General features: G+C 62.6%; 19 protein-coding genes. 10 read left to right on the top strand and 9 right to left on the bottom strand.

All coding sequences use genetic code 11. From position 1 onward, the window contains the following. The first annotated feature begins 33 nt into the window (after positions 1 to 33). From EOA78_RS14250 to EOA78_RS14215, 8 genes are all read left to right on the top strand, one after another. Entirely contained in the window at positions 34 to 684 is a 651-nt protein-coding gene (locus EOA78_RS14250; protein WP_127315682.1) for an RNA-binding protein, read from the top strand. Beyond that, positions 681 to 3,248 (top strand): translation initiation factor IF-2, encoded by a 2,568-nt coding sequence (gene infB, locus EOA78_RS14245; RefSeq protein ID WP_127315681.1) that lies wholly within the window; start codon positions 681 to 683, stop codon positions 3,246 to 3,248. Before EOA78_RS14250 ends, infB begins: the two co-directional genes overlap by 4 nt. A gap of 124 nt (positions 3,249 to 3,372) precedes the next feature. After that, positions 3,373 to 3,810, top strand: coding sequence for a 30S ribosome-binding factor RbfA (gene rbfA, locus EOA78_RS14240; protein ID WP_127315680.1), 438 nt, complete (start codon positions 3,373 to 3,375; stop codon positions 3,808 to 3,810). Further along, on the top strand, positions 3,810 to 4,772 hold the full coding sequence (truB, locus tag EOA78_RS14235) for a tRNA pseudouridine(55) synthase TruB (protein ID WP_127315679.1): 963 nt from the start codon (positions 3,810 to 3,812) through the stop codon (positions 4,770 to 4,772). Before rbfA ends, truB begins: the two co-directional genes overlap by 1 nt. A gap of 45 nt (positions 4,773 to 4,817) precedes the next feature. Further along, positions 4,818 to 5,912 (top strand): magnesium/cobalt transporter CorA, encoded by a 1,095-nt coding sequence (gene corA, locus EOA78_RS14230; RefSeq protein WP_127315678.1) that lies wholly within the window; start codon positions 4,818 to 4,820, stop codon positions 5,910 to 5,912. Positions 5,913 to 6,094: 182 nt separating this feature from the next. Then, complete coding sequence (rpsO, locus tag EOA78_RS14225; protein WP_006337962.1) at positions 6,095 to 6,364, top strand: 30S ribosomal protein S15; 270 nt, start codon at positions 6,095 to 6,097, stop codon at positions 6,362 to 6,364. A gap of 408 nt (positions 6,365 to 6,772) precedes the next feature. After that, positions 6,773 to 8,920: a polyribonucleotide nucleotidyltransferase gene (pnp, locus tag EOA78_RS14220; RefSeq protein ID WP_127315677.1), complete on the top strand. Its 2,148-nt coding sequence runs from the start codon at positions 6,773 to 6,775 to the stop codon at positions 8,918 to 8,920. Between the two features lie 91 nt (positions 8,921 to 9,011). Then, complete coding sequence (locus EOA78_RS14215; RefSeq protein WP_127315676.1) at positions 9,012 to 10,025, top strand: class I SAM-dependent methyltransferase; 1,014 nt, start codon at positions 9,012 to 9,014, stop codon at positions 10,023 to 10,025. Between the two features lie 106 nt (positions 10,026 to 10,131). On the opposite strand, the gene fabI is transcribed toward EOA78_RS14215, so the two are convergent. The 3 genes from fabI to fabA form a co-directional block, all read right to left on the bottom strand. After that, the gene (fabI, locus tag EOA78_RS14210; protein WP_127315675.1) at positions 10,132 to 10,944 is read right to left on the bottom strand and encodes an enoyl-ACP reductase FabI; all 813 of its coding nucleotides are present in this window, start codon (positions 10,942 to 10,944) and stop codon (positions 10,132 to 10,134) included. A 12-nt stretch (positions 10,945 to 10,956) separates the two neighbouring features. Further along, positions 10,957 to 12,177, bottom strand: a complete 1,221-nt coding sequence (gene fabB, locus EOA78_RS14205) for a beta-ketoacyl-ACP synthase I (protein WP_127315674.1) — start codon at positions 12,175 to 12,177, stop codon at positions 10,957 to 10,959. A gap of 118 nt (positions 12,178 to 12,295) precedes the next feature. Further along, entirely contained in the window at positions 12,296 to 12,814 is a 519-nt protein-coding gene (fabA, locus tag EOA78_RS14200) for a 3-hydroxyacyl-[acyl-carrier-protein] dehydratase FabA (protein ID WP_127315673.1), read from the bottom strand. A 242-nt stretch (positions 12,815 to 13,056) separates the two neighbouring features. Here fabA and irrA point away from each other — a divergent pair, with 242 nt between their 5' ends. Beyond that, entirely contained in the window at positions 13,057 to 13,488 is a 432-nt protein-coding gene (gene irrA, locus EOA78_RS14195; RefSeq protein ID WP_127315672.1) for an iron response transcriptional regulator IrrA, read from the top strand. Between the two features lie 80 nt (positions 13,489 to 13,568). On the opposite strand, the gene EOA78_RS14190 is transcribed toward irrA, so the two are convergent. After that, positions 13,569 to 14,126: an SH3 domain-containing protein gene (locus EOA78_RS14190; protein ID WP_029356932.1), complete on the bottom strand. Its 558-nt coding sequence runs from the start codon at positions 14,124 to 14,126 to the stop codon at positions 13,569 to 13,571. A gap of 158 nt (positions 14,127 to 14,284) precedes the next feature. Between EOA78_RS14190 and EOA78_RS14185 the strand changes: the two genes are divergently transcribed. Continuing rightward, positions 14,285 to 15,286: a D-glycerate dehydrogenase gene (locus EOA78_RS14185; RefSeq protein WP_029356930.1), complete on the top strand. Its 1,002-nt coding sequence runs from the start codon at positions 14,285 to 14,287 to the stop codon at positions 15,284 to 15,286. 29 nt (positions 15,287 to 15,315) lie between these two features. On the opposite strand, the gene EOA78_RS14180 is transcribed toward EOA78_RS14185, so the two are convergent. From EOA78_RS14180 to dnaA, 5 genes are all read right to left on the bottom strand, one after another. Further along, a complete protein-coding gene (locus EOA78_RS14180) occupies positions 15,316 to 15,798 on the bottom strand; it encodes a GNAT family N-acetyltransferase (RefSeq protein ID WP_127315671.1) in 483 nt (160 codons plus the stop codon). A gap of 3 nt (positions 15,799 to 15,801) precedes the next feature. Then, entirely contained in the window at positions 15,802 to 16,557 is a 756-nt protein-coding gene (locus EOA78_RS14175; protein ID WP_127315726.1) for a molybdopterin-synthase adenylyltransferase MoeB, read from the bottom strand. 120 nt (positions 16,558 to 16,677) lie between these two features. After that, positions 16,678 to 17,844, bottom strand: a complete 1,167-nt coding sequence (recF, locus tag EOA78_RS14170; protein WP_127315670.1) for a DNA replication/repair protein RecF — start codon at positions 17,842 to 17,844, stop codon at positions 16,678 to 16,680. A 24-nt stretch (positions 17,845 to 17,868) separates the two neighbouring features. Then, positions 17,869 to 18,987 carry a DNA polymerase III subunit beta gene (dnaN, locus tag EOA78_RS14165; protein WP_127315669.1) on the bottom strand — a complete coding sequence of 373 codons (1,119 nt, stop codon included), beginning with the start codon at positions 18,985 to 18,987 and terminating at the stop codon, positions 17,869 to 17,871. 200 nt (positions 18,988 to 19,187) lie between these two features. Continuing rightward, positions 19,188 to 20,660, bottom strand: a complete 1,473-nt coding sequence (gene dnaA / locus EOA78_RS14160; RefSeq protein WP_245477499.1) for a chromosomal replication initiator protein DnaA — start codon at positions 20,658 to 20,660, stop codon at positions 19,188 to 19,190. Positions 20,661 to 21,347: the final 687 nt, after the last annotated feature.

Below are 21,347 nucleotides of genomic sequence, written 5' to 3'. Positions count from 1 at the left end.
AACCGCATCCCACACAACCCGCCCTTGGACGAGATGAACGATCGCACTTGCATCGTTACGCGCAGACAGGCCGAACCGGATGAATTGATCCGCTTCGTCGTCGGCCCGGATTCGGCCGTCGTCCCGGATATCAAGAAAAACCTGCCCGGCCGCGGTTGCTGGGTGACGGCCGACCGCCTACATATCGACAAGGCGGCAGCGAAAAACTTGTTCGCTCGCGCCTTCAAGGCGCAGGTGACCGTGCCGACCGATCTCGGCGGCATGGTCGACGGGCTGCTTTCCAGATCCGCTCTGGGCATGCTCGGTCTTGCCCGAAAGGCAGGCTCGATCGCGCTCGGCGCCACCAAGGTCGAGAGCGCGGTGCGTGGTGGGCTGGCGCTTTTCGTGTTGCATGCGACCGAGGCGTCAGATGACGGCGTCCGCAAGATCAGCCAGGCGCGACGGGCAACCGTCCATCTTGGCGGCCCCGCCATCCTCGCCTACAAACTTTTCCCCGAGGCCGAGTTGAGCTTGGCATTGGGGGGTACAAATGTGATACATGCTGCCGTTCTCGCGGGAGACGCGGGCAGGGCGGTCCAGAAGCGCATGGTCGCGCTCGACCGGTATCGGGGCGGTTCCCCGGACGATCTGGCAAGGCTTGCGGCCGTTGCTGACGAAGATGATGCCGCAGAGGATATGGAATGAGCGATACGAAATCGGGCGACGAAAAGACGTTGAGTGTGACGCCGAAGAAGACCTTGACGCTGAAGCGCCCCGGTACGGAACAGGGCACCGTGCGCCAAAGCTTCTCGCATGGCCGCACCAAGGCGGTCGTGGTCGAGACCAAGAAGCGCAAGTTCTCGCTGCCCGGCGACAAGCCGGAGCCGGCCGCTGCCCCTGTGTCCGTGTTCACGCCGAAGCCGCCGGTCGCGGCAGCGCCCGTTGTGCAGCAAGCGCCCAAGGCGCCGCCGCCTCCGCCGCCGGTCGAACGCGGCGGCATGGTGCTGAACGAATTGTCCCGCAATGAGATGGAGGCGCGCCGCCGGGCCCTTGAGGGTTCGAAGGTGCGCGACGTCGAGGATCGCCAGCGCGCCATCGAAGAGGCGAAGCGCCGCGCCGAGGATGAAGAGCGCCGCCGTCGCGAGCGCGAGGAATCCGCGCGCCGCCAGGCCGAGGAAGAAGCCCGGCTGCAGGCCGAGGCCGAGTCCCGCCGGCGTGCCGAGGAAGAGGCGCGTCGCCGCGCGCCGCTGGCCGCCGAACTTGCGACAGTCGACGACGAGGACATCAAGCCGAAGCGGACCGGCGCCGGTGCCCCGGTGCGCCGCCCGGTTACGCCCGAAGTGGCGCGTCCGGCTAAGCCGACCAAAGGCGAGGAAGATCGCCGCCGCGGCAAGCTGACGCTGAATGCCGCACTTTCCGATGAGGATGCGCGTGCGCGTTCGCTGTCGTCGATGCGTCGGCGCCAGGAGAAATTCAAGCGCGCGCTGCATAACGAACCGCGCGAGAAAGTCATGCGCGAAGTGATACTGCCCGAAACCATCACCATCCAGGAACTGGCGCAGCGCATGTCCGAGCGCGCCGTCGATGTGGTCAAGTTCTTCATGAAACAGGGCCAAATCCTGAAGCCGGGCGACGTCATCGACGCCGACACGGCCGAGCTGGTCGCCACCGAATTCGGCCACACGGTTCGCCGCGTCGCCGAGTCCGACATCGAGGAAGGCCTCTTCAACATCGCCGATCGTCCCGAAGTTCTCGAGCCGCGTCCGCCGGTGGTGACCATCATGGGCCATGTCGACCACGGCAAGACCTCGCTGCTCGATGCCATCCGTAATGCCAATGTCGTGTCCGGGGAGGCAGGCGGCATCACCCAGCATATCGGCGCCTATCAGGTTGAGAAGAACGGTCACAAGATCACCTTCATCGATACGCCCGGCCACGCCGCCTTCACGGCGATGCGCGCCCGCGGCGCCCAGGCGACAGACATCGCCATCCTCGTGGTGGCGGCCGACGACAGCGTGATGCCGCAGACGATCGAATCGATCAGCCATGCCAAGGCGGCCGGCGTTCCGATCATCGTGGCGATCAACAAGATCGACAAGCATGACGCCGACCCGCAGAAGGTGCGCTCGGAACTGCTGCGCCACGAAGTCTTCGTCGAATCGATGGGCGGCGAGGTGCTGGACGTCGAAGTGTCGGCGACCAAGGGCACCAATCTAGACAAGCTGCTCGAAGCGATCCTGCTGCAGGCCGAAATCCTCGACCTGAAGGCCAATCCGGACCGCACCGCCGAGGGCGTCGTCATCGAAGCCCAGCTCGACAAGGGCCGCGGCCCCGTCGCCACCGTGCTGGTCCAGACCGGCACGCTGATGCCCGGCGATATCCTCGTTGCCGGCAACGAATGGGGCCGGGTGCGCGCGCTGGTCAACGACCGCGGCGGGCAAATCAAGGAAGCGCCGCCGGCGATGCCGGTGGAGGTGCTCGGTCTGCAAGGAACCCCGCAGGCCGGCGACCGCTTCGCCGTGGTCAACAATGAAGCCCGCGCCCGCGAGATCACCGAATATCGCCAGCGTCTGGCGCGCGAGAAGGCGGTGGCCAAGCATGCCGGCCAGCGTGGCTCGCTCGAACAGATGATGTCGCAACTGCAGACGAGCGGGCTGAAGGAATTCCCGCTGGTCATCAAGGGCGACGTGCAGGGCTCGATCGAGGCGATCAACGCGGCGCTGGACAAGCTCGGCACCGACGAGGTGCGTGCGCGCATCGTCCATGCGGGCGCCGGCGGCATCACCGAAAGCGATGTGTCGCTGGCGGAAACCTCGGGTGCCGCAATCATCGGCTTCAACGTCCGCGCCAATGTGCAGGCGCGCGCGGCTGCCGCGGCGGCAGGCATCGAGATCCGCTACTACTCGATCATCTACAATCTCGTGGATGACGTGAAGGCGGCGCTGTCGGGCCTGCTGTCGCCGGAGCGTCGCGAGACCTTCATCGGCAATGCGGAGATCCTCGAGATCTTCGACATCACCAAGGTCGGCAAGATCGCCGGCTGCCGTGTCACCGAAGGCAAGGTCGAGCGCGGTGCGGGCGTTCGCCTGATCCGCGACAATGTCGTCATCCACGAAGGCACGCTGAAGACCCTCAAGCGCTTCAAGGACGAAGTGGCGGAGGTCCCGGGTGGCCAGGAATGCGGCATGGCCTTCCAGAACTACGAGGACATGCGCGTCGGCGATATCATCGAGTGCTTCCGCGTCGAGATGGTGACCAGAACGCTCTGAGTTCGAGCATCTTGAGTTCGAGCATCTATTGAGACCGGGCGGTGGTCGAAAGGCCGCCGCCCAAAGCATATGAGACATGCGGCGCGGTTCTATCCCGTGCCTCACGATTTCAGGATAGAGAAAAATGCCCCGTTCAACCACGTCAGGTCCATCCCAGCGCATGCTTCGCGTCGGCGAGCAGGTGCGCCACGCGCTGTCGGAAACCTTGCAGCGTGGCGAGATCCTCGATCCGTTGGTCGAGAATGCTGTGGTTTCGGTCTCGGAAGTGCGCATGTCGCCCGATCTGAAGATCGCCACCGCCTTCGTCTCGCCGCTTGACGCTAGTGATGCCGATGCCGTGGTCGAAGCGCTCAACAAGCATGCTAAATTCGTGCGCGGCCGCGTCTCAGGCGCGCTCCGGCAGATGAAATACATGCCGGAGTTCCGCTTCCGGCTCGACACCAGTTACGACAATTTCCAGAAAATCAACGAATTGCTGCACTCGCCAGAAGTGGCGCGTGATCTCGACCCTGACGCGCAGATTGGCGACCAGAATAAAGACAACGACAAGGACGAAAAATAGTGGCGCGTCGCGGCAAGAAGAAGGGTCGGCCGATCTCCGGCTGGCTGGTGCTGGACAAGCCCGTCGGCATGGGTTCGACCGAGGCCGTCTCCAAGATCAAATGGTTGTTCCAGGCTGAAAAGGCAGGCCATGCCGGCACGCTCGACCCGCTCGCTTCCGGCATGCTGCCGATTGCGCTCGGCGAAGCGACCAAGACCGTGCCCTATGTCCAGGATGGCGCCAAGGTCTACCGCTTCACCGTTGCCTGGGGTGAGGAGCGTTCGACCGATGACCTCGAAGGGCCGGTGACAAAAAGTTCCGAACAGCGTCCGGCAGAAGCCGATGTGCTTTTGCTGATGCCGAAATACACCGGGGTCATCATGCAGACGCCGCCGCAATTTTCGGCCATCAAGATCGCAGGCGAGCGCGCCTACGACCTTGCCCGCGACGGCGCGACGGTCGACATCCCGGCGCGGGAAGTCGAGATCGGCCGCCTCGACCTGATCGAGCACAGTGCTGATCGCAGCATTTTCGAGGTCGAATGCGGCAAGGGCACCTATGTGCGCTCTCTGGCCCGCGACATGGGCCGCGACCTCGGCTGTTTCGGCCACATTGCCGAACTGCGCCGGATCGAGGTCGAGCCGTTCACGCAGGAAGACTTCGTCACCATCGCCGAGCTGGAAGCCGCCCGCTTCGGCGAACAGGGCGATGAACGTTCGGATTCAGCGGACACGGTGCCAGTCGACTTCGACGCCATCGACGCGCTTCTGGTCGACACATCAGCCGCGCTCGACTGCCTGCCGCAGATCGCGATCAGCGACGACGCTGCAACAAAAATTCGCCTCGGCAATCCGGTCATCATCCGTGGCCGCGACGCGCCGGTGGAAGCCGAGGAAGCCTGCGCTACGGCGCGCGGCAAGCTGGTCGCCATCGGGGCCATCGAGCAAGGCATGTTCAAGCCGAAGCGGGTCTTTGCCGGGTGAGTCCCGTCGTCTAATCTCGATCAGACGCAGCATCCGAGGGGACACATGGCTAAGGCCGAGACGATCAAGAAGCGGGCGCCGGTGATGGCACGGCGGCCGCCGGTCGGCGCATCACCCGGCACACTGATCGCCGACCCGGCGGCGCGGCGCAGCGAACTGCGACTGACACTGATGTCGCCCGACAAATTCGAGACAATCGAAAATGCCAGCATCGACGATGTCAACGCTCATTGCCACACATGGCCGGTAATTTGGCTCGATTGCACCGGTCTCGCCAACATCCCGCTGATTGAGGAGATCGGCCGGATTTTCAGCCTGCATCCGCTGGCGCTGGAAGACGTCGTCAACACCGGCCAGAGGCCGAAGGTGGATTTCTTTGAGGACCATGCCTTCGTCGTCGTCAGGATGATCGACGACGTCACCGCGCATCGTTACGAGCAGATTGCGGTCTTCTTCGGCAGGAACTTCGTCGTCACCTTCCAGGAGCGCGAGGGCGATCCGTTCGACCCCGTGCGCAAGCGCATCGAAAGCTCGATGCCCAACCGGCTGCGCACACGCGGTGCTGACTATCTCGCCTATGCGCTGATCGACGCCATCGTCGACAGCTATTTCCCGCCGATCGAGACTGCCGGCGAATTGGTCGACAGCATCGAGGACCAGATGCTGCGCGCGGCGGACAAGCACCAGATGCGGCGGCTTCACGAGTTGCGGCGCGATGCCAATGTGTTGAAGGGGGTACTTTGGCCGATGCGCGATGCGCTGGCGACGCTGATCCGCAACGACGTGTCCTACGTGAAGCCCGAGACCAAGATCTTCCTGAACGACACGCTCGATCACTCGCTTCGGCTCATCGAACTGGTCGAGACCCAGCGCGACATGCTGACCGGTCTGATCGAGATGCATGTGTCGCTGAGCCAGGCACGCACCAGCGACGTCATCAGCTATCTGACGATCGTCTCGGTGATCTTCATCCCGCTCACCTTTCTTGCTGGCGTGTGGGGCATGAACTTCGATCCCGAAACCTCGCCATGGAACATGCCGGAGCTGAAGGCACAATACGGCTATCCGGCGGCGCTCGTGTTCATGGCCGTTGTCGCGCTCGTGCTTGTCGCTTTCTTCAGATGGAAGAAGTGGCTTTAGCCGAAGGGAAATCTTCGTTTGTGCAGCAAAAAGCCGGCTTGTGAATTGGGCTGGTGTTTTTGCCTGAATTGCACTATATGCGCCGCAGCATCGTGCAATGACACCTTGCTTGTACCGGCCCCTGCTGGACGACATCCCGGCCGAGGGCGTCCCGTTTCCTCAAACAGATAAGGAAAAACACGATGTCGATTACTGCCGAGCGCAAGAAGGAATTGATGGGTGAATTCGCAACCGCCAAGGGCGATACCGGGTCTCCGGAAGTCCAGGTGGCCATCCTTTCCGAGCGCATCAAGAACCTGACCGATCATTTCAAGGACCACAAGAAGGATAACCATTCCCGCCGTGGTCTGCTCGCTCTCGTCTCCCAGCGCCGCAGCCTGCTTGATTATCTCAAGCGCAAGGATGATGCGCGTTATCAGACGCTGATCGAGAAGCTCGGTCTGCGCCGCTGACGAATTGACCGGCGGGTTCTTTCGAGAGCCCGCCGGTCGCGCATTGGAGCAGTCCATTGCTCTAATGCAGGAAGTAGAGCGCCGCGCATCGATTTGGACGCGCAAATAGGACGCTCTGAAATTTTGAATTTGTGCAAGGCATTTTCCGAGAGCCGCGGCTTTCGGGGCCACGCGCAAGGTCAATCGAATCGATTGGCCAGACCCGGTTTCGAGATAGCACAGGGCCATTCGAAACCGCCCATGGACGGTCATGGGGCAGGATTGCAGGACGCTCGCCCGGCAGCCGCGCCGGATTTACCCGAGCTTCCCGTTGTCTTGCCCGTGGCTGCCCGAGAAACGAAGCCAGCGGAAAGGGGCACTCGCGCACGGTGAAACGGCGCGGCCCTTTCCGCATATGAAGGACAAGACATGTTCAATCACCACAAAGTGGAAATCGAATGGGGCGGCCGTCCGCTCATCCTCGAAACCGGCAAAATTGCGCGCCAAGCTGACGGCGCGGTGCTCGCCACCTACGGCGAAACCAAGGTTCTCGCCACCGTCGTTTCGATGAAGGAGCCGAAGCCCGGCCTCGACTTCTTCCCGCTGACCGTCAACTACCAGGAAAAGACCTATGCCGCCGGCAAGATCCCGGGCGGCTATTTCAAGCGCGAAGGCCGCCCGAGCGAAAAGGAAACGCTGGTCTCCCGTCTCATCGACCGTCCAATCCGCCCGCTCTTCGCTGACGGTTACAAGAACGACACGCAGATCGTTGTCACCGTCGTCCAGCATGATCTCGAAAACGATCCGGACATCCTGTCGATCGTCGCCACCTCGGCGGCCTTGACGCTGTCCGGCGTCCCCTTCATGGGCCCGGTCGGCGGCGCCCGCGTCGGTTACATCAACGGCGAATATGTGCTCAATCCGCATGTCGACGAGATGCAGGAATCCAAGCTTGACCTGATCGTCGCCGGCACCTCTGACGCCGTGCTGATGGTCGAGTCCGAAGCCAAGGAGCTCGGCGAGGATCTGATGCTCGGCGCCGTCATGTTCGGCCATCGCGGCTTCCAGCCGGTGATCGACGCAATCATCAAGCTGGCCGAGGTCGCCGCCAAGGATCCGCGCGATTTCACCGCGCCAGACTATTCGGCGCTTGAAGCCGAGATGCTGAAGATCGTCGAAGGCGAACTTCGCGACGCCTACAAGATCACCGACAAACAGAAGCGCTATGCCGCCGTGGACGCCGTCAAGGCGAAGGTCAAGGCTGCGTTCGCGCCCGCAGAAGGCGAAGAAGCAAAATACACGTCCGAGCAGATCGGCACCGTGTTCAAGGAGCTCCAGGCCAAGGTCGTGCGCTGGAACATCCTCGACACCGGTTCGCGCATCGACGGCCGCGATCTGAAGACGGTCCGCAAGATCGTCTCCGAAGTCGGCGTCCTGCCGCGTACCCATGGCTCGGCGCTATTCACCCGAGGCGAGACCCAGGCGCTGGTCGTCGCCACGCTCGGCACCGGCGAGGACGAGCAGTATGTCGATTCGCTGACCGGCATGTACAAGGAGAAGTTCCTCCTTCACTACAACTTCCCTCCCTATTCGGTCGGTGAAACCGGTCGCATGGGTTCGCCCGGCCGCCGCGAGATCGGCCACGGCAAGCTGGCTTGGCGCGCGATCCGCCCGATGCTGCCGACATCAGACCAGTTCCCCTACACGCTGCGCGTCGTCTCGGAGATCACCGAGTCCAACGGTTCGTCGTCGATGGCCACCGTCTGTGGCACCTCGCTGGCGCTGATGGATGCCGGCGTGCCGCTGGCCAAGCCGGTCGCCGGCATTGCCATGGGTCTGATCAAGGAAGGCGAGCGCTTCGCGGTGCTCTCCGACATTCTCGGCGACGAGGATCATCTCGGCGACATGGACTTCAAGGTTGCCGGCACCGCCAACGGCATCACCTCGCTGCAGATGGACATCAAGATCGAAGGCATCACCGAGGAGATCATGAAGATCGCGCTGGACCAGGCCAAGGATGGCCGCCAGCATATCCTCGGCGAAATGGGCCATGCGCTGTCCGGCGCGCGTTCCGAACTCGGCGAATTCGCGCCGCGCATCGAGGTCATGCACATCCCGACCGACAAGATCCGCGACGTGATCGGCTCGGGCGGCAAGGTCATCCGCGAGATCGTCGAAAAGACCGGCGCCAAGATCAACATCGAGGACGACGGCACGGTCAAGATCGCTTCGTCCAACGCCAAGGAGATCGAGGCGGCGAAGAAGTGGATCCACACCATCGTCGCCGAGCCGGAAGTCGGCGAGATCTACGAGGGCACGGTCGTCAAGACCGCCGACTTCGGCGCTTTCGTCAACTTCTTCGGTCCGCGTGACGGCCTCGTCCACATCTCGCAGCTCGCCAATGACCGCGTCGCCAAGACTTCTGACGTCGTCAAGGAAGGCGACAAGGTCTGGGTCAAGCTGATGGGCTTCGACGAGCGCGGCAAGGTCCGCCTGTCGATGAAGGTCGTCGACCAGGCCACCGGCAAGGAAATCGCCCGCGACAAGAAGGCCGAAGGCGAAGAAGACGCCGCCTGAGCGATCTGACGGTACAATCGAAGCGGGCGCGCCGGAAGGTCGCGCCCGTTTTCATTTCCAAGACAAGCCAGCTGCATTTCGAGGCCGAAGAATGTCCGCCGAGCCGCTGAAGACACTGTTCCATCCGTTCGAGGCCGAGGCTGTCTCCCTGCCGCGTAAGGGCGAGCGTATCCTCTTTCTGGGCGCCGAGCCGGGTTTCCGCCTGCCCGAAGGCTTCCATGCAGCACTGCATCTGGTGCAAGGCTTCCGCCCGCATTTTCGTGCGCTGCAGGGGTTAGGCTTCACGGTCACGCCGCGCCTGGAGGGCGAAGGTTTCGATGCGGCATTGGTGCTTGCCGGCCGTCATCGCGGGCAAAACGAATTGCGCATCGCTGAGGCGATTGAGCGTGTGAGGCCGGGCGGATCAATTATCGTCGCCGGCGCCAAGGACTATGGCATTGCCAGCCTGCGCAAGCGCATCGGCGAGCTTGTGCCGCTCGACGGCCATTTGCCGAAACATCACGGCATCGCCTTCTGGTTCCGTCGACCGGCCAACGCCGCGGTCGCGGCAGCGCTTCGCGCCGCCAATCCAACCCTTCTGCTAGAGGCCCGGTTCCGCACCGCGCCAGGCATGTTCTCTTTCGAGAAGATCGATACCGGTTCGAAATTGCTGGTGGACAACCTGCCTAAAGATCTGCGTGGCAGCGTTGCCGATTTCTGCGCCGGCTGGGGCTATGTGGCGGCCGAGGTCGCCGCCCGCTCACCTGGCATATCGGCGCTCGATCTCTACGAGGCCGAGTTCGATGCGCTGGAGGCGGCGAAAGGCAATATCGGCAATACAGCGGCGGAACCCAATTTCTTCTGGATCGATCTTTTGAGCGAGCCGGTCGAGCGGCGCTATGACGCCATCGTCATGAACCCGCCCTTCCATCGTAGCCGGGCGGCCGAGCCGGAGATCGGTGCCGGCATGATCCGCGCCGCGGCAAAGGCGCTGAAGCCGGGTGGGCGGCTGTTCATGGTGGCGAACCGTCAGCTTCCCTACGAGCCGGTGCTGGCGGCCGCCTTCTCCAGCCATGCGGAGTTCGCCCGCGACGGCATGTTCAAGATTCTCGCGGCGCGCCGCTGAACGCGGCGTTCAGTGCAGATCGGCAAGGCGCCGTTCGCGAATCTATGGCCGCGTTCTTCGACCAGTCTGCTTGCCGGCAAGGCCGTCGCATTTTTTACGGGCCGAATTAATCTCGTACGCTGTCGGTCCGCTTCAGCTCGTCGAGCGCCGGCATCGAGACGATGTGGTAGCCGGAATCGACATAGTGGATTTCGCCGGTGACGCCCGACGACAGGTCGGACAGGAGGTAGAGCGCGGAACCACCGACTTCGTCGATGGTCACTGTACGGCGCAGCGGCGAGTTGCGCTGCTGGTAGGAAAACATGTGGCGTGCATCGGAAATCCCTGCGCCCGCCAATGTCCGCACCGGTCCGGCCGATATGCCGTTCACCCTGATGCCACGCGGGCCGTAGTCGTTCGCGAGATAGCGGACGCTGGCTTCCAGACCGGCCTTGGCCACGCCCATGACGTTGTAGTTCGGCATGACACGGACGGAACCGGCATAGGTCAGCGTGATCATCGAGCCGCTGCCCTTCATCAGCGCGGCGGCATGACGGGCGACCTCGGTGAAGGAGTAGCAGGAGATGACCATGGTGCGGACGAAATTGTCGCGGCTGGTGTCGGCGTAAAGGCCCTTCAGCTCGTTCTTGTCGGAAAACCCGATGGCGTGGACGACGAAGTCCAGCCCGCCCCAGGCCTCGCCTAAGGTCTCGAAGGTAGCGGCAACCGATGCGCTGTCCTCGACGTCGCAAGGCACGACCAGCGAGGAGCCGAGCTTGTCGGCGAGCGGCTTGACCCGGCGCCCGAAGGCTTCGCCCTGATAGGTGAAGGCGAGTTCTGCCCCATGTTCGGACAGTTTCCGGGCGATGCCCCAGGCGATCGAATGGTCGTTGGCGACACCCATGACAAGCCCGCGCTTGCCCTTCATCAATCCATCCATGGTCGGCAATCCTTATGCGGAATAGCGCTGGAAAATCAGCGTTGCGTTGGTGCCGCCGAAACCGAACGAGTTGGACAAAACGGTGTCGATCCTGGCATCGTCGATGCGATCTCGCACGATCGGCATGCCCTCGAATTCCGGATCGAGCTGCTCGATATGGGCGCTCTCGCCGATGAAGCCGCCTTGCATCATCAGGATCGAGTAGATCGATTCCTGCACGCCGGCCGCACCCAGCGAATGGCCGGTCAGTGATTTCGTCGAGGTGATGAAAGGCATGTTTTCGCCGAACACCTCGCGGATCGCGCCCATTTCCCTGGAGTCGCCGACCGGCGTTGAGGTGCCATGCGTGTTGATGTAGTCGACCGGCGAAGAGACGGTTGCCAGCGCCTGCCGCATGCAGCGAACCGCGCCTTCGCCTGAGGGCGCCACCATGTCGTAGCCGTCGGAAGTCGCGCCATAGCCGACGATCTCGGCGTAGATCTTTGCGCCGCGCGCCTTGGCGTGCTCGAGCTCTTCCAGGACCAGCACGCCGGCGCCGCCGGCAATGACGAAGCCGTCCCGATCGACGTCATAGGCGCGCGAGGCGGCCGATGCCCGGTCGTTGAACTTGGAGGACATGGCGCCCATCGCGTCGAACAGGTCCGACATCGTCCAGTCGAGATCCTCATGACCGCCGGCGAAGACCATGTCCTGCTTGCCCCACTGGATCAGTTCGTAGCCATTGCCAATGCAATGCGCCGAGGTCGAGCAGGCCGAAGAGATCGAATAGTTGACGCCGTGGATCTTGAACCAGGTGGCGAGTGTCGCCGAAGCGGTCGACGACATCGCCTTCGGCACTGCGAACGGGCCGATGCGCTTGGGGCTGCCATTCTTGAGCGTGGTTTCGGCGGCTTCGACGATGGTTCGGGTCGATGGTCCGCCCGATCCCATGACGATACCCGTGCGCTCATTGGTGATGTCGTTCTCGCCTAGTCCAGCGTCCACGATAGCCTGGTCCATGGCGACATGGTTCCAGGCCGCACCTTGCGACAGGAAGCGCATGGCGCGACGATCGATCAGCGCCGAGGGGTCGAGCGTCGGCGCTCCCCAGACCTGGCAGCGGAAGCCGTGTTCGGCGAATGAATCGGAAAAGCTGATGCCGGATCTGGCATCGTGGAGCGAGGCCTGCACCTCGTTGGCATTGTTGCCGATCGACGACACGATGCCGAGGCCTGTCACTACGACCCGTCTCATTCGCAACTCCTTCCAGCGCATGAACCCGAAACCTGTCGGACAAGGATCATGCGCAAATTAAATTCTACAGCTTCCTTTGCGCGTCCTGCGGACCCGCGGCGCTGCGGAGGCGCGCCGATCAGGCGGCGGCCGATTGCTTGGACAGACCCACCTTGAGATCCGTCGCTGCGTATATGGGTTCGCCATCCGCCTTCAGCCAGCCATCAGCGATGCCAAGCACCAGCCGTCCGCGCATCACGCGCTTGAAGTCCACGCAATATTCCACTTTCTTGACCGACGGCGTCACCATGCCCTTGAACTTAACCTCGCCGGTCGACAGCGCCATGCCCTTGCCCGGCTCGCCGAGCCAGCCGAGGTAGAATCCCGTCAATTGCCACATGGCGTCGAGACCCAGGCACCCCGGCATGATCGGATTGCCGATGAAATGGCAGGCGAAAAACCACAGGTCCGGCTTGATGTCGAATTCCGCGCGGATGAAACCCTTGTCGAAGGCACCGCCCGTCTCGCTGATTTCGGTGATGCGGTCGAACATCAGCATCGGCGGATAGGGAAGCTGGGCGTTTCCAGGTCCGAACAGCTCGCCGCGGGCGCAGGCAAGCAGTTCTTCGTAATCGTAGCTGGATTTCGAAACCGCCATCAATCTCGTCCCCGTAATGGTCCGGGCGGTAGCGCGCCCTTGTCGTTGGTTTCCTAACACAATCTATTTCCGGCCGGAAACCGGCGTTTGCGCTTAACCTGCCCGTCTGCCTGGGTCAATGCGCGCTATTGATCGTATTCGGCCGACAGAATATATGTCGGGGGGTGTCCAGGTTCGGTCAATGTTCGGTTTTTGGCATTCTGGGCATGTCTTGAGGCAAAACTTTGAGCTTGGGCACATAGATGGATCTGGGCTGCCGGAAGGAAAATGTGGCTGTGGACAAGCGGGTTCGCGAAGCTGGCTTGAGGCCGACGCGTCAGCGCATTGCGCTGGCCGATCTGCTTTTCGCCAAAGGCGACCGCCATCTTTCGGCCGAGGAGCTGCACGAGGAGGCGATCGCCGCCGGCGTGCCGGTTTCGCTCGCCACCGTCTACAATGCCCTTCATCAATTCACCCAGGCGGGCCTTCTGCGCATCCTGGCCGTTGAGGGATCGAAGACCTACTTCGACACCAACACCTCAGATCACCATCATTTCTACGTCGAAGGCGAAAACAGGATCTTCGATATCGCCAGCGGTCCTGTCACGGTTTCCAACCTGCCGGAGCCGCCGGAAGGCATGGAGATCGCCAATGTCGATATCGTGGTGAGGCTGCGTCCCAAACGCTGCGATTGATCCGCTCTTTATGAGGCCGCGAGATATCCGTCTCGGCTGTATCTGCCTCTCGACCGTGATCCCGAACCGCCAAGAAGAGGTTAGTTCTTGACCCGTTCGCCCGGATAGGCGCCCCAGACAAGCGACTGGGCGAGCCAGCCGGTGTGGCCGTTGAAGGTCATCTCGCACCACTGGCCGTCGCAGGACTTGATCGTGCCCATGGCGCCCGGCTCGATGATCGCGACGATGCTGGCATCCTTTTCCGGGTCATCGAGAAGGTTGACTCGGGCATCTTTGCCCCGCTGCCAGGGTGCTACGATCGCCGTGCGGCGGCCTGAAAGCAGCGACTGGTTGATCCAGCCTTCCGAGCCGTCGGCATCGCGCACACGACGCCAGGTGTCGAATTCCTGGATGATCTCCATCGGCAGGCCGGGCTTCATATACATCCAGTCGACGGAATAGTTGACGCCTGGTCCGACGCGGGAGTTGACGCGGCCCGCTTTCAGGCTGACGAAACGCGGCAGCGGCAGGCCGCTCGGCCCGAGCGTTGCGCTCTGGGCGGGTGCTGCTGCATTCTGTGCCGCCACATGAGGTGAATAAAGGAGAGCGCCGAGAAATGCTGCGCTGAGGGCCAGGCGGAGCGACGCGAAACCAGACACTTTCATTCCTTTCGGCGCCGGCTCATCGGCCTTGGCGCCCCTTTTTCTTTGTCTTCGGCGGAACCTCTTGTTACATGGAGAACTGGCACCGCGACCGGCCTGCAGTTTCGCCTGTCTTGGTTAAAGAGGTCTCAACGAGGTCGGGTTTCGAGGAAACAATGGTAGGCAGAAAAAGGCCCCTCGTCGTCATTACGCGCAAGCTGCCCGACCCGGTCGAGACCCGTATGCGTGAGCTGTTCGACGCCCGGCTGAATGTCGAAGACAGGCCGATGACGCAGCCGGAACTGGTCGCGGCGGTCAAGGAAGCCGACGTGCTGGTGCCGACCATAACCGATCATATCGACGCAGCTCTGATCGCTCAGGCTGGCGACAACCTCAAGCTGATCGCCAATTTCGGCAACGGCGTCGACAAGATCGATGTGGCGGCAGCAGCGAAGAAGGGCATTTCCGTCACCAACACGCCGAACGTGTTGACCGAGGATACGGCCGACATGACCATGGCGCTAATGCTGGCGGTGCCGCGGCGGCTGGCGGAAGGCGCCAATGTGCTGACCGGCGACAAGAAATGGGCCGGCTGGTCGCCGACCTGGATGCTCGGCCGACGTATCTGGGGCAAACGCCTCGGCATTGTTGGCATGGGCCGCATCGGCACCGCCGTCGCCCGGCGGGCCAAGGCCTTTGGCCTGTCGATCCACTATCACAACCGCCATCGCGTGCTGCCGGCGGTCGAGGATGAGCTGGAGGCGACCTACTGGGAAAGCCTCGACCAGATGCTTGCCCGCATGGACATCATATCGGTCAATTGTCCGTCGACGCCGGCGACCTTCCATCTGCTTTCGGCGCGGCGGCTGGCGCTTCTGCAACCGTCCGCTTACATCGTCAACACAGCGCGCGGCGACATCATCGACGAGGACTCTCTGGTCAAGCTGATCCAAGACGGCAAGATCGCCGGCGCCGGCCTCGACGTCTACGAGCATGAGCCAGCGCTGAACAGCAAATTGCTGAAGCTCGCCGCCAAGGGCAAGGTCGTGCTGTTGCCGCATATGGGGTCGGCGACGCTCGAGGGCCGGATCGACATGGGCGAGAAGGTGATCATCAACATCCGCGCCTTCTTCGATGGCCACCGGCCGCCGGATCGCGTACTGCCGCTGCGAACGTGACCGGCCGCCCATCTTAAGTCAGCGAGGGCTTACGAAAGCACCTTGCGCATGGTGATCGAGGTCGGTTGGTCACAGCCCTTGTGCGCTGTCCGTTCCGTTTCGCTAAAGCCGAGGCGGGCAAAGGCCGCGTGATTTCCGGTCAGTTCGACCCGCGTCTGAAGCTCGATCGCAGGCTTGCCGCGGTTGCGGGCGAGATCCTCGACAGCTTGCATCAGCTGCCTGCCAATGCCTTGTCCCTGAAAATCTGGTTCGACCGCGAGCTTTCCGACATAGAAATCACTGGCCCGTTCCAGAACAAAAACGCAGCCGACGATCCTGCCGTCCTTCAGCGCCGCAAAGCCCGTTTCTTGCCGGGCCTTGTCCCGGAGATTTTCGACCGTGAGCCGATGCGCCGAAGATGGCGGGTTGATCACGCCGTCCATGGCGGCGAAGGCGCGCATGATCAGCGCCAGCACATCGTCCCAACGGTCGAAATCGGCCGGAAGCTGCGCGACGGAAACCACGCTGCCCAAGATCTAGTTTCTCTTGTAGCGGATCGTGTCGAAGCGCGCGGTCAACGCATCGTAAAGCAGCAGGCGGCCGACCAGCGGCTCGCCGATGCCGGCGATCAGCTTGATCGCCTCCATAGCCTGTAGCGTGCCGACGACGCCGGTCAGCACGCCGAGCACGCCGGCCACGGCGCAGGATGGCACCAGGCCGGACGGCGGCGGTTCCGGAAAAAGATCGCGATAGCTTGGATTTGGCCTGCCGTCCGTGCCGGTCTCGAACGGTTTCAGCACGGTCACCGAGCCGTCGAAGCGGCCGACGGCGGCATGCACCAGCGGCCGCTTTCCCGCGGCGCAGGCGTCGGCCACCGCATAACGTGTTTCGAAATTATCGGAGCCGTCGACGACGATATCATAACGGGCGACGAGGTCAGGGGCGTTGTCCGCCGTCAGCCTGAGATTGTGCAGTTCCACCGCGACGTTGGGATTGATGCGGGCGATCGCCGTTTTGGCACTGTCGGTTTTCGCCATGCCGACAGCATCGGTGCCGTGGATCACCTGTCTTTGCAGGTTCGACAGTGAGACGCTGTCGTCGTCGACGATGCCGAGTGTGCCGACGCCCGCTGCGGCCAGATATTCGAGCACCGGCGCTCCGAGCCCGCCGGCGCCGATGACCAGGACCCGCGCCCGCTTCAGTCGCTGCTGGCCAGCGCCGCCGATTTCGGGCAGCACGATGTGGCGGGCGTAGCGTTCGAGTTCTTCGTCGGTTAGCGCGGTGGTGATCATCGCCGGACCATATAGCGGAAGAAAAACCTTGTCAGGCTTCAATGCACGTCACCCGCAAAGCCTGCCCTCGGGCTTGGCCAGAGGGTGCGCAGCAGTCTTGGGATAACGATATCCAAGAAGTCAAATGGTTGGGCTAACCATGCCATGATCGACGGTCAGGAACTGCGCGCGTCCCTTGAGACTGGAAAACAGCGCCGCATCGGTTCCGGTCATGAAAGCCTGGCAGTTCAACTCTTCGAGGATCGAGAACAGCGCGGCACGCCGGCCGCCGTCGAGATGGGCGGCGATCTCGTCGAGCAGCAGGATCGGCGTCATGCCCGACATCTCGCCGGTCAGCCGAGCATGCGACAGGACCATGCCGACCAGCAGCGCCTTCTGCTCGCCGGTCGAACACAGTTCGGCTGGCATCGCCTTGGGCCGGTGCCGCACTACGAGATCCGAACGGTGCGGGCCGTCGAGCGTGCGCCCGGCGGCGCGGTCGCGATCGCGGCCTTCGGCAAGCGCTTGGCGGAACCGCTCCTCGACATCGACAGCCGCGGTGGTGCCGACTTCGCTTTCCAACGTGCCCGACAGGCCGATGTCGGCTTGCGGAAACGGGCCGGCGCTTGGCAGCCTGTCGATCATGGCGGCTAGCAGGCGCACCAGTTCGGCACGCGCCGCGGCAATCGCTACACCGGTTTCGGCCATCTGCGTCTCGATCGCATCGAACCAGGCGCCGTCACGCGAGCCTTCGGCGAACAGCCGATTGCGGCCGCGCATCGCTTTTTCGTAGTCGAGCGCGCGCTGGCCGTGGCCTGGATCGATCGCCAGCACCTGCCGGTCGAGAAAGCGCCGGCGGTCTGCGGCCGGCCCGGTGAACAAAGCATCCATCGCCGGTGTCAGCCAGACGACGCGCAGCCATTCCAGCATGTCCTCCGCCGAGCGCGCTGCCGCGCCATTGATCCGCACCCGCCGGCTGCCCTCGCCGGCGGCGTCGCCGCCTGCAATGCCGGTGCCGATCTCGACCGGTCCGTCCGGCCCATCGAGCCGGACATGGATGGCAAAGCCGCCGTCCCCGCCTTCACGCGCCACGTCGGCATAAGGTGCACGGCGCAGGCCGCGACCCGGCGTCAGCAGGGAAATCGCTTCCAGCAGGTTGGTCTTGCCGGCGCCATTGTCACCGGAAAAAACCACGGCGCCGGGGTCGAGGTCGATCGACAGTGTTGCGTAATTGCGGAAATTCGTAAGTGACAGCTTACTTATATGAGTCTGCTGGTCGCGCTCAGACTGCTTCGCAACTCCGGTCATGACAGCAAGATGGCCTCGTTCGGCCTATACCCGCATCGGCATCAGCACGTAGAGCGTGGTTTCGTCGGCCATGTCGTGGATCAGCGTCGGCGAACCGGCGTCCGCCAGCATGAATTTTGCCTCAGTGCCGGTCAACTGGGCGGCGACGTCGAGCAGATATTTGGCGTTAAAGCCGATTTCAATCGCGTCGGACGAATAGTCCGCGGCCAGTTCCTCTGTGGCGCTGCCCGAATCCGGATTGTTGACCGCAAGCGTGACCTGGCCTTCTCCAATCGAAAGCTTCACTGCCCGGCCGCGTTCCGACGAAATGGTCGAGACGCGGTCGACGGCGGCGGCGAAACTCTGGCGGTCGATGATCAGCTTCTTGTCGTTGCCGGTCGGGATGACCCGCTGATAATCCGGGAAGGTGCCGTCGATCAGCTTCGAGGTCAAAACGACACTTCCGATGGTGAAACGGATCTTGGTGTCGGACAATTCGGTGGTCACGGCGACGTTCGGGTCATCGACAAGCTTTTGCAGCTCGCTGACCGTCTTGCGCGGAATGATGATGCCCGGCATGCCTTCGGATCCTGCCGGCGCGTCGATCTCGGCGCGCGCCAGCCGGTGGCCGTCGGTCGCTACCGAGCGCAGCTTCAGCTTGCCGTCGGCGTCATGCGTATGCAGGTAGATGCCGTTCAGGTAGTAGCGCGTCTCTTCGGTGGAGATGGCAAATTGAGTCTTCTCGATCAGGCCCTTGAGCGCGACCGAATCGAGCCGGAAGATATGCGAGAACGATCCGGCCGAAAGCTCCGGGAAATCGGATTGCGGCAGACATTGGAGACGGAAGCTCGAGCGGCCCGACGTCACCGTCATGGCGTTGCCGTCCTCGTCGGACTTCAGCATGACCTCCGCGCCGTCGGCGAGCTTGCGCACGATGTCGTAGAGCAGATGCGCCGGAACCGTCGTCGCCCCGCCGCGCTCCACCTTGGCGGGCGTGGCTTCGGTCACCTCCAGATCGAGGTCGGTCGCCTTCATTTCAAGGGTGGTGCCTTCGGCGCTCAGCAGCACGTTCGACAGGATCGGTATGGTATTGCGCCGCTCGACCACGCGATGAACGTGGTTGAGCGACTTCAGGAGATTTGACCGTTCCAGGACAACACGCATGACGAAACAGGCTCGCTTGAATGAATGAGCGGGTCTCCGGTAAGCGGCAACCCGCGAAAGGTCTGAACAGGCTCAGAATCTGCACAAACTGACAGGAAAAAACCCGTAAACGCAAGCCCGCGCTACCTGTTCGGACCGGTTACGCGGGCTTTCTGGGGATAAAACTGGCGAAGTCCGCTAGCCGGCGTTTTTCGGGCCGGTTAGGCCTGATCGTTGATCAGTCTTCTCAGCAGTTCGAGTTCCTGCGCCAGCGTGTTGTCGACGCCTGAAAGATCCTCGATCTTGCGCACCGCATGCAGCACCGTCGTGTGGTCGCGGCCACCGAAACGCCGTCCGATCTCCGGCAAGGAGCGCGGTGTCATCACCTTCGACAGGTACATGGCGACCTGCCGCGGCTTGACGATCGTCCGCGTGCGCCGGTTGGACAGAAGTTCTGTCTTCGACACATTGTAGTGGCGCGCGACGATCCGCTGGATGTCCTCGATGCGCACCCGCTTCGGCTCGCCCGAACGATAGATGTGGCCGAGGATCTCGTCGATGCGGTCGATGGTGATTTGCGGTTCGAACGACTGGCGAAACAGAAGCTGGTTGAACGCACCTTCGAGTTCGCGCCCGCTGCCGGTCACCGTGCGAGCGACATGGTTGAGGATCTCGTCCGAGATGTCGAGCGACGCATCATCGGCCTTGGCGGTGGCAAGGCGCAGCTTGAGCATGCCGATGCGCATGGCGAAATCCGGCGCCGACATTTCGAGCGCGACGCCGCCGTTGAGGCGCGAGCGGACGCGGGGCTCAAGTGATTCCAGTTCCGACGGCGGCCGGTCGGCTGCGACCACCACCTGCTTGGCGCTGTCGAGCAGCATGTTGATCAGATGGCAGAATTCATGCTGGATCGACTTGCCTTGCAGGAACTGCATGTCGTCGATGATGAGAAGGTCGATGTCGCGCAGCTGTTCCTTCAGCGTCAGCGCGTTGTTGTCGCGGATCGCGGTGGCAAACCGCCACATGAAATATTCGGCCGTGAGATAGACGACACGCGACTTCGGATTTTGCTTCAGCGATTCCGCCGCGATCGCCTGCAGCAGGTGCGTCTTGCCCAGCCCCACCGTCGCGTGAAGAAAGAGCGGATTGAAGCGTACCGCGCTCGACTGCGATTCCGCCACCGCTTTGGCGGCGGCAAACGCCACCCGGTTCGACGGTCCCTCAATAAAGGAGCCGAACGTGTAGCGCGGGTCAAGCGGCGAACCGAGCACATTGTGCCGGAACTCCGACTCTGCAGGCATTCCCGGGCGAGGTGCCGGTATCCGCTCCACCCTGCCGGGGCCTGCTGTTCCCGCGGCCAGCGCCGTTTGCGCTTGCCTCGTCATCTTGCGCGCCGGGACCACTTCGGGCTCGACGCCGTTGCGCCCCGGGCGGGTAGCGGTGCGCACGACGATCTCGATCTTTAGGATTTCAGGATCCTCGTGCTTCCACAGCTCGGCTATGAGGTCGAGATAGTGGCCGTTGATCCACGAGCGCAGGAAGGCGGTGGGCACCGAGATGCGGACAATGCCCCGGGACGCCTCGGCGACCTTCATGCGTCCGAACCAGCTCGAGTAGACTTCGGTTCCCAGACGCGCCTTTAACTGGGCCTTGACCCGGTCGAACTTTTGTTCCGCGTCGATGGAAGCCGACATAGCGTCCCCTCCGGTTAAGGTTCCAGGGAATGGGAGGTCGCCCGTAAGCTCCCTTTCGATGCCGCTTTGCATGATCGAGTTCCTTGTCCTTTTGTACCTTTTTTCCGCCGGGAATGCGCCTCCTGCATCCATGTTTCCGGCGACCGTGTCCTCGCGGCGACACCCTCGCCGCCGCCGGCAGATGATGTCGCCTCATTGTCAGGGAACCGGCGCCGCCTCATCAGAGCCAGCCCGCTTTGGTCATGTCAGGGCAATACAATTCCGTCCGGCGAAAACGCCGGCGCGTCATTGATCTGCCATGTACAATTACGCAAATCCCCTACCGTGTCGAAAAGACAAACCAAGCCCGTACGCGGAAATGATCCACGCAACGAATTCTGCCATTTTTTGCTGGCCGATTCAGGCTGGGCTAAGGGCCAACGGCCCGTCCCTCTCGATAGACCGACAATAACGAACTCGCTGTGGATAGGGCAAGGCCACGACTAACGGATTTTTAAGGAATGTGGTTAGCGCAGACGGGTTCGGAGCTTGCGCTGCACTGGCATGTTTTGACAAAGCCATTGTGATTCAAACCCTTTTCCGGCGAATATGAAAAAGGCCGCATCGCGCGAAATTTTCTGAAATAATTTTCTTGACAGGCAAAAGTTCCCCATCCCCCGCGCCCGATGTGAACAAGCTGTGGATGAC

It is taken from the genome of Mesorhizobium sp. M5C.F.Cr.IN.023.01.1.1 (assembly GCF_003997585.1).
In the GTDB taxonomy this organism is placed as follows: Bacteria; Pseudomonadota; Alphaproteobacteria; order Rhizobiales; family Rhizobiaceae; genus Mesorhizobium; species Mesorhizobium wenxiniae.
This window is presented reverse-complemented; position numbering and strand designations above follow the sequence as displayed.